This is a genomic window from Aquabacter sp., assembly GCF_965279295.1.
Taxonomy (GTDB): domain Bacteria; phylum Pseudomonadota; class Alphaproteobacteria; order Rhizobiales; family Xanthobacteraceae; genus Aquabacter.
Window position 1 is genome coordinate 656,797 of record NZ_CBDIHQ010000017.1, and the last position, 12,824, is coordinate 669,620.

13 protein-coding genes are annotated in these 12,824 nt (G+C 65.1%); 6 read left to right on the forward strand and 7 right to left on the reverse strand.

All coding sequences use genetic code 11. The features are described 5' to 3' along the window. Positions 1–146: 146 nt before the first annotated feature. Complete coding sequence (hydA, locus tag ADADO0_RS17615; protein WP_511306492.1) at positions 147–1,568, reverse strand: dihydropyrimidinase; 1,422 nt, start codon at positions 1,566–1,568, stop codon at positions 147–149. Between the two features lie 28 nt (positions 1,569–1,596). Continuing rightward, positions 1,597–2,283 carry a GntR family transcriptional regulator gene (locus ADADO0_RS17620; RefSeq protein WP_511306493.1) on the reverse strand — a complete coding sequence of 229 codons (687 nt, stop codon included), beginning with the start codon at positions 2,281–2,283 and terminating at the stop codon, positions 1,597–1,599. Positions 2,284–2,662: 379 nt separating this feature from the next. Between ADADO0_RS17620 and ADADO0_RS17625 the strand changes: the two genes are divergently transcribed. The 6 genes from ADADO0_RS17625 to ADADO0_RS17650 are packed head-to-tail and all read left to right on the forward strand — an operon-like array spanning position 2,663 to position 8,135. Further along, positions 2,663–3,721, forward strand: a complete 1,059-nt coding sequence (locus ADADO0_RS17625; RefSeq protein WP_511306494.1) for an ABC transporter substrate-binding protein — start codon at positions 2,663–2,665, stop codon at positions 3,719–3,721. Between the two features lie 8 nt (positions 3,722–3,729). Then, on the forward strand, positions 3,730–4,608 hold the full coding sequence (locus tag ADADO0_RS17630) for an ABC transporter permease (protein ID WP_511306495.1): 879 nt from the start codon (positions 3,730–3,732) through the stop codon (positions 4,606–4,608). Further along, on the forward strand, positions 4,608–5,384 hold the full coding sequence (locus ADADO0_RS17635; RefSeq protein WP_511306497.1) for an ABC transporter permease: 777 nt from the start codon (positions 4,608–4,610) through the stop codon (positions 5,382–5,384). The genes ADADO0_RS17630 and ADADO0_RS17635 overlap by 1 nt, the downstream gene beginning before the upstream one ends. A gap of 5 nt (positions 5,385–5,389) precedes the next feature. Continuing rightward, positions 5,390–6,505, forward strand: coding sequence for an ABC transporter ATP-binding protein (locus tag ADADO0_RS17640; protein ID WP_511306498.1), 1,116 nt, complete (start codon positions 5,390–5,392; stop codon positions 6,503–6,505). Positions 6,506–6,519: 14 nt separating this feature from the next. Then, positions 6,520–6,729 carry a hypothetical protein gene (locus tag ADADO0_RS17645; protein ID WP_511306499.1) on the forward strand — a complete coding sequence of 70 codons (210 nt, stop codon included), beginning with the start codon at positions 6,520–6,522 and terminating at the stop codon, positions 6,727–6,729. Further along, positions 6,726–8,135, forward strand: coding sequence for an amidase (locus ADADO0_RS17650; RefSeq protein ID WP_511306500.1), 1,410 nt, complete (start codon positions 6,726–6,728; stop codon positions 8,133–8,135). The genes ADADO0_RS17645 and ADADO0_RS17650 overlap by 4 nt, the downstream gene beginning before the upstream one ends. Positions 8,136–8,175: 40 nt before the next feature. On the opposite strand, the gene ADADO0_RS17655 is transcribed toward ADADO0_RS17650, so the two are convergent. From ADADO0_RS17655 to ADADO0_RS17675, 5 genes are read right to left on the reverse strand one after another with little or no spacing between them, the layout of a single operon-like run. Further along, positions 8,176–8,718 carry an ureidoglycolate lyase gene (locus ADADO0_RS17655; RefSeq protein WP_511306501.1) on the reverse strand — a complete coding sequence of 181 codons (543 nt, stop codon included), beginning with the start codon at positions 8,716–8,718 and terminating at the stop codon, positions 8,176–8,178. Next, positions 8,715–9,968, reverse strand: a complete 1,254-nt coding sequence (locus ADADO0_RS17660) for a Zn-dependent hydrolase (RefSeq protein WP_511306502.1) — start codon at positions 9,966–9,968, stop codon at positions 8,715–8,717. Before ADADO0_RS17660 ends, ADADO0_RS17655 begins: the two co-directional genes overlap by 4 nt. Beyond that, positions 9,965–10,981, reverse strand: coding sequence for an ABC transporter ATP-binding protein (locus ADADO0_RS17665; protein ID WP_511306503.1), 1,017 nt, complete (start codon positions 10,979–10,981; stop codon positions 9,965–9,967). The genes ADADO0_RS17660 and ADADO0_RS17665 overlap by 4 nt, the downstream gene beginning before the upstream one ends. Next, positions 10,981–12,408, reverse strand: a complete 1,428-nt coding sequence (locus ADADO0_RS17670) for an amidase (RefSeq protein ID WP_511306504.1) — start codon at positions 12,406–12,408, stop codon at positions 10,981–10,983. Before ADADO0_RS17670 ends, ADADO0_RS17665 begins: the two co-directional genes overlap by 1 nt. Next, the gene (locus ADADO0_RS17675; protein ID WP_511306505.1) at positions 12,405–12,605 is read right to left on the reverse strand and encodes a hypothetical protein; all 201 of its coding nucleotides are present in this window, start codon (positions 12,603–12,605) and stop codon (positions 12,405–12,407) included. The genes ADADO0_RS17670 and ADADO0_RS17675 overlap by 4 nt, the downstream gene beginning before the upstream one ends. Positions 12,606–12,824 lie beyond the last annotated feature (219 nt).

Below are 12,824 nucleotides of genomic sequence, written 5' to 3' on the forward strand. Positions count from 1 at the left end.
GAAGCGTGAGCGTGTGTGCAACTCCTCCCTAACCGCTCGTATGAGAGCCAAGGGTGAGAAGGTCAGGCAAATCTCGCGGATCATGGGCCGTTAGAAAGGCGACTACCGGGCACATATCAGCTTACTAATTTTAAGACTTGCTGATTTTACTTCATGGTTGAGGGCTTTTCAATTTCAGATGACTTTGAGCGAACGATGTATTTTCCATGGCTCTTGCCGCCAACGACCAAACCGTCATCGACAACTGTCAAACCACGCACCAGTGTTCGGATCGGCCAGCCGGTAATCGCGATGCCTTCGTAAGGGGTGTAGTCCGACCCGTCTCGGATCAGATCATGCGCCATGCGCTGTTGCCGCGTCGGGTCCCAGATCACGATGTCGGCGTCGCTTCCCACCGCGATGGTGCCCTTTTGCGGATACAGGCCATAGATCTTGGCCGGGTTGGTCGCCGTCACCCGCACGAACGTTTCCAGATCGATGCGTCCCCCCATCACGCCCTCCGAGAACAGGATCGGGAGCCGCGCGCCGACGCCGGGAATGCCGTTGGGGACCCACCTGAAGCTGGTGCGGCCGCGGGGCGCGAGCTTGCCGGCCTCGTCCTCATAGCGAAACGGGCAATGGTCCGAGGAGAACACGGTGAACACGCCGGTGCGCAACCCCTCCCAGCAGGCCTCCTGGCTGGCGGTGTCGCGGGGCGGGGGAGAACAGACATATTTCGCGCCCTCCATGCCAAGGCCATCGAGATCCCGCTCGGTGAGAACGAGATATTGCGGGCAGGTCTCGCCGAGGATCTTCAGGCCCTTCTGCTGCGCCCAGCGGATCTGTTCCATGGCCTCGCGGTTCGAGACATGGACCACCATGAGGGGCACGTCGCTGAGTTCGGCCAGGGAAATCGCCCGGTGGGTGGCCTCCCGCTCGACAACGATGGGACGGGAGGTGGCGTGGAAGCGAGGGGCCGTGCGGCCCGCCTTCTCCAATTGCTCGGTCATGAAGCGGATGGCGTCGTAATTCTCGGCATGGACCATGACGAGGGCGCCGCAATCGCGCGCCGACGCCATCACCTCCAAAATCTCGCGGTCGTTGAGCGCCAGGCCTTCGTAGGTCATGAAGACCTTGAAGGAGGTGTAGCCATCCTGCGCCAGCGCCGGCAAGTCCTGTCCAAGCAACTGGGGCGTGGGTTCGTTGATGATGAGGTGGAAGCTGACATCGACATGACATTCGCCCTCGGCCTTCGCATGGTAGGCACGCAGCGTCTCGCGCAGCGGCACGCCTTTTTCCTGGAGGCAGAAGGGCAGGATGGTGGTGGTGCCGCCCAGGGCCGCGGAGCGGGTGCCGCTCTCGAAATCGTCGGCCATGACGATGCCCTCGCCCGAAGGCTGCGCCACATGCACATGGGCATCCACGCCGCCGGGGAGCACCAGCATGTCGGTGGCATCGATGATGTCGCGCGCCTCCGAGAGATCCGCTCCGAGTGCGGTGATCCGGCCGCCTGAAATGCCGATATCACACCGGACGCGGTCGCTGCCCGTGACCACGGTGCCGCCCTTGATGATGGTGTCGAACATCATTGCTAGTCCCTTGGTATCAGGAAGCCCGTCACCCGATCGCGCGGGCCAGGCGGTCGTCGAGCGCGGGCAGCTTCTCGTAGTCGAGGCTCTGCTCGATATGATCCATGTGCGCCGCCATCACCCGGACCGCAGCGTCCGCGTCCCGCCTCTCCATGAGGTCGACGATCTCCATGTGCTCATGAATGAGACAGATGGTGTGTTGGCTCTCGCGCTCGTAGAGCGACTGGATCAGCACGCACTGATGAATCAGCTGGTTGAGGATGCGGCTGAGCACCGGGTTGCGGCAGAGCTGGCCCAGCACAAGGTGGAATTCGCTGCTCAACGGCGCGAGGCCGCCCCTGGGCGCCGCATAGGCCATGTGCTCCTGCTGGACGATCTTGCGGAGGCGGCGCATATCGCCTTTGGAGGCCGCCGCTATCGTCGCGCGCACGGCTTCCGCCTCCAGCACACGGCGCGTCGCAAACACCGCGCGGGCTTCATTGGGGCTCGGCCGGCGGATCAGGGCGCCATGGTTGAGCTTGAACTCGACGATGTCCAACTCCGCCAGGCGCTGGAACACACGCCGGACCCGCGAGCGGCTGACACCGAATTGCGTCGCAAGTGCCGATTCCTTCAGCCGGCTGCCGGGCCGCAACTGTTTGGCAAAGATCGCATCGGTGATGATGCGGTAGATCTCATCTTCCTCCGGCGCTGGGCCACGCAGCGCGGGCGCCACGGCGGCCTCGTCTTCCTCGGGCGCGCTTGCCCCGCGCGTCCGCGACACCCCATCCGGCACATTTGAAGGTGCCGACTTCAAACTCGACCGTTTCATTGCTCCACCGTCATCAGGTGGCGCGCAGGCGATGCACGCACCGAAGGGATGCTTACCCCAGCCTTCGAACCTCATGGTGCCCAAACCTTCATCACATCAGCAGCTATTTGTTCAACGCCGGATCGATCACCCAGGTCGCGGAGCTTTGGCAAACGCTGCGGCCCCCCTTGGTTCTGCAAGCCTTTGCCGGAGAAAATTGCGCATCGGAAGCAGGCTTGCAGATTGGCATATCGTTTGCATAAGTGTCGACAGTTATGTTTTCACTTTAGAAGGATTTTGGGTCATGACCAAGGGGCGCACACAGGGGCCGTCGATATCGCGGCGGAGTTTCATTGCAGGTGCGGCGGGCGCGACCATCACCGTCGCCCTTCCCAAGCCGGTGTTCGCCCAGCAGGCGACCATCGTGTCCACGATCTTCGGCGGCGCGTTCGAGGCGGCGTATCGCAAGCACGTCGTCGAGCCGTTCCAGAAGAAGTACAATGCCGAGGTCCTGCTGAAGTACGGCACGTCGAGCGAATGGGTGGCGAATTCGCTGCTGAATCGCGAGGCCCCCGAGATCGACGTCATTTTCCTTGCCTATCCCGATTCCATCCGCGCGGTGAACGAGGGCCTCGGCATGGTCATCACCCCCGAGGATGTGCCGAACGTCGCGAACCTCGCCCCGGTCTGGTACGATGGCTACAAGAAGCAGGCGGTCGGGCTCGACTATGCGAGCTGGGGTCTGTCCTACCGGACCGACAGCGGCATTCCCGCACCGACGTCCTGGCTCGATCTGTTCAAGCCGGAATATGCCGGCAAGGTCATCCTGCCCAACCTCACGTCCTCAGGCGGCTTCCAGACGCTGGTGATGATGGCGAAGCTGCACGGCGGCAGCGAGGACAATATCGACCCTGGCTTCGAGGCCATCAAGCGCCTGAAGCCGAGCATCCGGAAGTTCTACCTGTCCAACCCCGAGGCCGGGCAGCTCATGGAGCGGGGCGACGCCGTGGTGGGGGCGATGTACGACAACGCCACCTGGTACATGACCGACGCCGGCAAGCCGATCCGCTGGACGGTGCCGAAGGAAGGCGCGCTGGTCGGCATGGTCTCGCTGCACATCGCGCCGAAGACCAAGCACCTCGACCTCTGCAAGAAGTTCGTGGACTTCGCGATCTCCAAGGAAGCCAATGAGGGCTTCTGCAACGCCATCACCGCCGGTCCAACCAATACCAAGGCCGTGCTCTCCGAGCCTGCGCTGACGCGCGTACCCAAGCTCGACAGCATCATCTTTCCGGACTGGTACAAGATCGTGCGCTACGCGCCAAAGTGGATCGACCGCTGGAACCGCGAAATCACCGGCTGAGGCGGCGCATGGAAAGCGAAGATCGGCTGTCCCCGGCCTGGCGGCTGGCGCTTCTGGCGCCCGCCGTTCTGGTGGTGGGGATTCTTCTCGCCGGCCCGCTCGGTCTGCTGCTGTCCTACAGCCTCGCGCCGGGCGGCTCGACGCGCGCGGACTTCACCGACGGGCTGACGCTGGAGAATTACCAGGAGCTTCTGGCTGATGGCTTCTACCTCTCCATCATCGCCAAGACCATCTGGATGAGCCTGCTGACCACCCTGTGGAGCATCGTGGTGGGCTGGCCGCTCGCCTATTTCCTGTGGCACGCCCCGGCACGGTTCAAATCGCTGCTGACCCTGGCGGTGGTGGCGCCGCTGCTGGTGAGCATTCCGGTGCGCAATTACGGCTGGATGGTCATCCTTGGGGATACCGGGGTGCTGAACACGGCCTTGATGAGCCTCGGGCTGGTCAAAGCACCGGTCAAGCTGATGTTCACCGATCTCGCGGTTATTATCGGCCTCACCCATGTGCTGATGCCGTTCGTTGTGCTCTCGGTTCTGGCGGCCCTGGAGCGCGTCCCCGACAATCTGGTGGAAGCGGCGCAAACCCTTGGCGCCAGCCGCCTGAAGGCGATCGTCCTCATCGCCTTTCCGCTCAGCATGCCGGGCATCCTGGCCGGCGGGGTGCTGGTGTTCTGCGTCGCCATGTCGTCCTACGTCACCCCCGCCCTGATGGGCCCGTCGGGTGCGAAATATGCGGCGACGCTGCTCTATCAGCAGTTCGTTTCCATGTTCAATTGGCCCCGCGGCGCGGCGCTTGCCGCCATCCTCCTCGCCTTCACCGCCCTCTCCCTGGTGCTGGTGTTCGGCGCCCTCGGCCGGCGCTATCGCCATCTGGTTCGGGGGCGATGATGCGCGCGGTGTTCGTCCTCATCATCGCGGCGCTCTACGGCTTCATCTTCGCGCCGCTGCTTGTCGTCGTGGTGGTGTCCTTCAACGCCGGAACGGTCGCTTCGCTGCCGATCGAATCCTGGTCGCTACGCTGGTATGTCCGCGCCATCGAGACGGCGGCGTTCACCAACGCGCTGTGGACCAGCCTGTGGCTCGCCACGGTGGCGACCGCCATCGCCACCCCGCTTGCCCTCGCATCGGCCGTCGCCTTGTCTCGCGCGCGGTTTCGCGGCAAGGCGACCGTCGAAGGGCTGCTTCTCGCCCCGCTGGTGGTGCCTGGCATCGTCATCGGCATCTCGCTGCTGCTGTCGTCCAGCATGCTCCAGATGCGCGATGTCCAGCTTCGGCTGGTGGTCGCCCATGTGCTGATTGCGTTTCCCTATTGCCTGCGGACCATTCACGCCAGCCTTGCCCGGCTCGACGGCACGCTATCCGAGGCCGCCTGGACGCTGGGGGCCGACAATTGGCGCGCCTTCCTGCACATCACCTTGCCGCTGGCCCGGCCCGGCATCATCGCGGGCGTGATCTTCGGCTTCCTCCAGTCCTTCGGCGACGTGCCGATCTCGCTGTTCCTGACCGACGCGCGCAACAACACGCTGCCGCTCGCGATCATGTCCTACCTCGAATACAGCGTGGACCCCTCCGTGGCGGCCATGTCCTCCCTCGTCACCGTCGGGTCCCTCGCGCTGGCCCTCGGGCTGGAGCGGCTGGTTGGCCTGCGGCGCGCCATCGGGTGAAATCCATGTCCCGTGTCGTCATCGATCAGATCACCAAACGCTTCGCCGGCAGCCTCGCCCTCAACGAGATCTGCCTCGAGATCGCGGCGGGCGAATTCGCGACCCTCCTTGGCCCGAGCGGATGCGGGAAAAGCACGACGCTGCGGGCCGTGGCGGGTCTCACCTCCATCGACAGCGGCCGCATCCTGATGGGCGAGAGGGATGTGACACACCTGCCGATCCACCGCCGCAACATCGGCATGGTGTTCCAGAACCACGCCCTGTTTCCCCACATGAGCGTCGCGGACAACGTCGGCTTCGGGCTGAGGATGCGCGGGATCGGCGGTGCCGCGCGCAAGCAGCGCGTCGCCGACGCGCTGGACCTCGTGCGGCTCGGGTCGTTTGGCGATCGCTTTCCCCATCAACTCTCCGGCGGCCAGCAGCAGCGTGTCGCCATCGCCCGTGCTTTGGTCATCAATCCCGCCGTCCTGCTGATGGACGAGCCGTTCGCGGCGCTCGACCGAAAGCTCCGGCAGGAGATGCAGATGGAGTTGCGCGAGCTGACACGGCGCGTCGGCATCACCGCCATCTTCGTCACCCACGATCAGGAAGAGGCACTGACCCTCAGCGACAAGGTGGTGCTGATGAATGCCGGCCGGATCGAGCAGGTCGGCACCCCGGACGACGTTTACGCCCGCCCGGAAACCCCGTTCGCAGCCGACTTCATGGGGATCGGAAACATCCTCAATGCGCGGCTGCTGGAACAGGCCGGCGACAGCCTGATGCTCGACTGGGAGGGTATAAATATGACGGCCCGCGCGCCGGCCGATTACTGGCTGTCCAGCACCCAGCCGGTCGCCCTGGCGTTGCGGCCGGAACTGATCCGCCTGACCTCCGCAGAGGGCAGCGGCACCGGCCCGAATGTGGCGAGCGGAGAGGTCTGCGCCCGCATCGACCAAGGCGCATTCCTTGCCCTCACAATCCGCCTTCCGAGTGGCGGCGTGCTGGTGTGCCGCCACGCCAAGACCAGCCCGGTCGGCACCGGCGCCTTCGCCCCCGGCAGCTTCGTGACCGCGCAGTGGGATCGCGATGCCGTCGTGGTGCTACGCGCCGACCCCCGTAGCGGCTCCCGCTCATCATAACCTGGAGGAATACCATGGCACCGATCACCGGGGCGCATGTGCGCGCCACCAATGAAACCGGCGCGGGATTGGCGCTGACCGACGAACGGATGGAAGAGCTGACGATCGAACTGGAGCAGCTGCGCGCCGCCATCGAGGGCGTCGCGGGGAAGGTGGATTTCGACAGCGAGCCATCGAACTTCCAGGCCGCACTTCTGGCACTCGCCGGGGAGCAGGGATCATGACCGATTGGGCAACGGCAACTTTGGTTGATACGGCCGACGCGATCGCCGCAGGACAGGTGCGGTCGCGTGAGGTCATGGAAGCGTGCCTCGACCGCGCATCGAGCGTGGCAGACCGTCTTGCGTGCTTCGTCGAACTCGACGTGGATAAGGCACGAGCCGCCGCGGATGCCGCGGATGCCGCGCAGAAAAGCGGAGGTCCGCTCGGCGCGCTCCATGGCGTCCCCCTCGCTCACAAGGACATGTACTACCGACCCGGCGAGGTCTCCCATTGCGGATCCCGCCTTCGGGATGGACCGCAGACAGCGCAGTCGACGGTCCTTTCACGCTTTGACGCCGCAGGGGCGGTCGAGATGGGGCGCCTCGTCATGGTGGAATTTGCCATGGGGCCGCATGGCTATAACGCCAATTACCCCGTCTGCCGCAACGCCTGGAACCCAGATTATATCCCGTGCGGCTCGTCCAGCGGCTCTGGCGTTGCCGTTGCGGCGCGCCTCGTCCATGGCTCCATGGGCTCGGACACCGGCGGGTCCATCCGCTGTCCGGCATCGGTGTCCGGGGTGGTTGGGCTTCTTCCCACCTATGGCCGCGTCAGTCGGCACGGCACCATGCCGATGTCCTTCTCTCTCGATGCCCTCGGCCCTCTCGCGCGCACAGCGCGGGATTGCGCCCGCATGATGAACGTGATTGCCGGCCAGGATCCCGAGGACGGGACCAGCCTGTCGGCACCTGTGCCGGACTACGAAGCCTTCCTTGACGGCGACGCGCCCCTGCCTCGCATCGGACTGGCGAGGGGCTATTTCGACGACGGGCTGCACCCGGAGGTGGAGGCTGCAATCGCTGCCGCGGCGGACACCCTATCCGGCCTTGGCATGAGTGTGGAAATTGTCGACGTCCCCATCGACCTTCTCTGCGAAGCGGCAGAGTTGCACCCGCTGGTCATGAAGGCGGAAGGCGCCGCCAATCACATGAGCGACATGCGCGATGCCATGGATCTCTACACGCCCGAAGTGGGACGGCGCCTCCAGGCCGGCTTCTTCATTCCGGCGACCGCTTATCTGCGCGCTTTGAAGCTTCGTGCAGCCTATGCCCGGTCATTCGCGGCGAGCGTTTTTTCCAAAGTCGACCTGCTCATGACCCCCACTTTGGGAACGCCGGTGCCGCGGATTGCAGACACGATGGCCAAGCAGGGAAAGGACTATCTCGACATGGTAGTCTCGCTGACCCGCAACACCAAAGTGGTCAATTATCTGGGATTTCCGGCGATCAGCGTCCCGTGCGGCTTCACCGGCAATGGCCTGCCGACCTCGTTCCAACTCATCGGCCGCCCGCTGAGCGAACCCAATCTGCTGAAGGCATCTCACGCCTATCAGATGGCGACCGACTGGCATCTCAGAGAGCCGAACTGAATGGCTCTTGCGCTTCGAAGGAAGTGCTTCCAAAGCGGGATCAGCAGGTTGTGCCTACATCCACGAAGAAGGGAGTAATGGGCGCAAATTCCTCATCCCCCGATCCCCCGTCGCGCCACATCAGAATGGCGAAAGGCGCGGGCGCATCCAGCACCGTCAGCGGGGCATGCCAGACATCGCCGTGGAGCGTCACGCCCGAGTCAGGGGCAGGCAGGAAGGCGCTGGCTCGTGCCATATCCGGGCCGCCCGCGGGCGCGTGGGGTGCGACGACGACCACCCAGCGGCACGCGGCCATGGGGATGAAGCTCTGCGAGGAAAACGCGTGGCGCTCGAATTGAGAGACCTCAACGAGGCTTTGAATGTCCTCAATACCGGCTTCAACAGCATTGGCCGTGCTTTCCGCGACCTCAGGGCTGTGTGCTGCCAGGACCAGGGACAGGCTGGCGTGGGCCGCCGTGCGCAAGTTCGCCAGCGCGGTGTCGAAATAGTCGCGTCGCCCCACGGCTTCGGGCAGCCGCAATATTTCGCCATACGGCGCGAATGCTGCTGCGGTGAGGGGGCGGGCGATGATTCGTCCGCTCACCGCACGTATGCCCCGGCAAGCGACAGCACGGTGTGGAGCAGCACGTCGGCGCCGGCTGAGCAGTCCGATTTTTCTGTCGATTCCAGTTCGTTATGGCTGACCCCATCCTTGCAGGGCACGAAGATCATGGCAGTGGGAACATGGGGCGCTAGCGAGAAGGAATCGTGCCCGGCGCCTGAGACCATCGTCCGGTTGCTTAAGCCCAGCGCCTGCGCCGCACCGCGCACCGCCGAGATGATCGCCGCGTCGAAATGGGTCGGCGCCTTGCGCCAGTTGAGATCGAGCGCGATATCGACGCGGCGCCGTGCCGCGATCTCCACCACGACCTCCTGAAGATGTTGGTGCAGAGTTTCCAGAATCTCGGCGTCTGGGCTGCGGAATTCGGCGGAGAAGGCGATTTCGCCGGGGATCACATTGCGCGAAGGCGTGGCGATCACCGCTTCGCCCACGGTACCCACCGCATTGGGGCCGTGTGTGACGGCAAGCCCTTCGATGGCGAGCACGAGTTCGGAGAGGGCCGCAAGCGCGTCGCGCCGTAGCCGCATGGGCGTCGAGCCAGCGTGGCTCTCAAAGCCGGTAATGCGACCATCATACCAGATGATGCCCTGCCCATGTTCCACCACACCGATGGTGTCGCCCTCAGCCTCCAGGATCGGTCCCTGCTCGATATGCAGTTCGACGAAGCCTGAGAGGGGCTGGGCGCCCACGGGGGCGTCGCCGCGATAGCCGATGGCGTCCAGAGCCGCACCGACGCTGATGCCCTCTGCATCCTTCCGGGCGAGGATCTGCTCGACGGTGAAGTCGCCCACATGAGCCAGCGAACCCATCAGTGCGGGTGCGAAGCGCGAGCCTTCTTCGTTGGTCCAATTGCACACGCACAGCGACGTCTCGGTCTCGATGCCCGCATCGTTGAGCGTGCGGACCACCTCCAGGGCGGCCAGCGTGCCGAGAATGCCGTCAAATTTGCCGCCGGTGGGCTGGGTATCAAGGTGTGAGCCGAAGCCGAGCGGCGCCTTTGTCATGTCGCGTCCGGCCCGAAGGGCGAACATGTTGCCAAGAGTATCAACGCGCACGCTCAGGCCGGCCTGTTCGCAGGCCGCGCGAAACCAGTCGCGCACCTGCTTGTCCTCTGGCGACAGCGTGAGGCGCCGGACGCCACCCTTGGGGGTCGCGCCAAAGCGGGCGGTCTCCATGATGGTGTCCCAAAGGCGGTCGGCGTCGATACGCAGATTGGGAAGCGAGGCGGTCATGCAGTCTCCGGCACGGATTGTTCGGCCAGGATGCACCGGACCACCCGTCCTTGCGAAAGTTCGACGCGGGGCGGCGGCGCTTCCAGGCAGCGCGGCTGGACGAAGCCGCAGCGCGGCGCGAACGAGCAATTGATCGGCGCCTTATCGAGCGAGGGAGGCGTGCCGGGAATAGTCTCGAGCCGTGCTCCGCGCTTGGCGCCATGCACCGTAGATGCCAGCAGCCCGCGCGGATAGGGATGAACCGCGCGGCGCACAATATCCGACAGCGAACCGCTCTCGACGATCTGCCCGGCATACATCACCGCGACCTTGTCGCAGATTTCGATGGCAACCCCGATGTCATGGGTCACGAAGATCACCGACATGCCCATCTCGCGCTGAAGCTCCCGCAACAACAGGAGGATCTGGATCTGCACGGTGGCATCGAGCGCGGTGGTCGGCTCGTCCGCGAGAAGTACTTTCGGCTTGCAGGCCAGCGCCAGCGCGATCATGGCGCGCTGGCGCATGCCGCCGGACATTTCGTGGGGATAGGCATCGAGCCGGCGCTTCGCGGAGGGAATGCGCACCAACTCCAGCATTTCCAGCGCCCGCGCCTTGCACTCTGCGGCGCTCTTGCCCTCGTGGCGCATTACGGATTCGGCGATCTGGTGTCCGATCGTATAAACCGGATCGAGCGCCAGCGCGGGCTCCTGGAAAATCATCGCGACAGTGCGTCCGCGAAAATCAGAGAGCGCGGCATCGTTCATGGCGAGCACATCATGTCCTGCCACCTTCACGGTGCCTGATATAACCGTGCGCTTCTTCGGCAGCAGGCGCATGAGCGCGCGCAATGTCACGCTCTTGCCAGAGCCGGATTCCCCCAGCAGCCCCAGCACCTCGCCCTGGCCTAGTGCCAGCGAAACGCCGTTGACCGCGTGGACGGTGCGTTCGCCGGTGAAGCGGATGTTGAGGTTGTTGACCTCCACCATGGGCGACGACGGCGAAAGGTCGGGGGCGGGAGAGGGCTGCGCCATCACGGCTCCTGCGGCATGCGAGCGTGGAAGTCGGTTTCGCGCTGGAACGCGGCGCCGATGGACAGAATCATCGCTTCCTCGAACGGGCGGCCGATGAGTTGGAGGCCGACCGGCAGACCCGATGTGGTAAAGCCGGCCGGGATCGAGACGGCGGGCAGACCAAGATAGTTCACCGGCCGGGTGAAGCGGGTCAGGCGCTGGATCATGGCTTCCGCATCGGGCGCGCCGCCCACGTCGCTCTCGATGATGGTCGGGGCGGGCATGGGCGCGCCAGGAGCCAGAACGGCATCGATGCCCTCAACCGCGTCGAGATGCGCGGCCAGCGCGGGACCACGCCAGCGCATGGCTTCGAGATAGCTCACCGCCGGTACGGCGAAGCCGTTTTCCAGGCGGGCGCGCACCTGAGCGCCATAATCGTCGGGGCGTTCCTTCAGCCACTGGGCGTGATGAGCCGCCGCCTCGGCGGCCAGCACGATCTGGGAGGCCGCCGAAAGCCGTGCCTGATCGGGGAGGGAGACGGGAACGATGCGCGCGCCGGCCCTCGCCAGCGTGATCATCGCCGCATCCATGGCCTCGGCCACATCGGGGTCGAGGTCGTCAACGTAGAATGCCGTGGGGATGCCGATAACCCGCCCGGCGAGGGGGAGGCGGGTGGCGGCAAGATAATCCGGCACCGCTCCGCCAATGGCGGTTGGATCGGCAGGGTCTGGGCCGGCCATCAGGCCGAGAAGCAGGGCGCAATCCTCCACTGTGCGGGCGAGGGGCCCGACTGTGTCGAGGGATTGGGAGAGCGGCATGGCGCCCGCGCGGCTGATGCGGCCGACCGTTGTCTTCAGGCCCGAGACGCCGCAGAAATGCGCCGGCAGGCGGATCGAGCCGCCGGTATCCGAACCCAAGGCGGCGTAGGTCAGGCGCGCCGCAACGGCCGTGCCCGAGCCGGACGATGAGCCGCCCGTCACATGCTCCGGGTTCCAGGCATTACGGGCCGGGCCAAAATGTGGGTTGTGGCCGGTGGGGCCATAGGCAAACTCCACCATGTGCAGCGACCCGAGCCGCACCGTGCCGGCATCCTTGATGCGCTGTAGCGCGGTCGCCGTGGTTGTGGCGACCCAATGGCGGCGGATGTCCGAGCCACACGTCACCACATGGCCGGTGTCGTAATACATGTCCTTGTGCGCAAGCGGTACGCCGTGGAGCGGACCCCGGCTCTTGCCCCGCGCAAGCGCTGCATCGGCAGCGTCAGCGGCTGTCAGCGCCGTTTCTGCCTCAATGGAAATGAAGGCGTTGAGGCGCGGCTGGGCGGCCTCGATGCGTGCAAGGCATGCCTGGGTTACTTCGCGGGACGACACGCGGCGCGTGGCGATCGCGTCAGCGACCTCAGTAAGTGTCAACAGGGCTGGGTTGTCGATTTTGGTCGGCACGCTCACCTGTGCACCTCGCGCATTTGCACGACCTGGAAGGTGGCGGGTTCGAGGTCGAGCGGCAGCGTTCCGGAGATGGCCGCGAACCCTGTGAAGGCGGGGCCGATGGCGGTGGCAATGCGCGCGCCCTTCTCGGGCGTAAGGTCCAGGCCGGCGGTCCGCGCGGTGGATGCCACAGATTCAGGGGTGGGGGCGGTGGTCATGGGCGATGCTCCCGAGTTTCGGCGAGGTGCACGCCAGTCCTCGCCGACGGGGGATGGGCAAGGCAAACGGGACGTTTTTTGCGAAAATGGCGGAGCGTTTTGAATGCCGTCATGGCCGGGCTTGTCCCGGCCATCCACGCGGCTCCGCTGGGATTGTGCTTAAGGGATGGGCGTGGATACCCGGGACAAGCCCGGGCATGACGGCACGGAGTTTCTTTC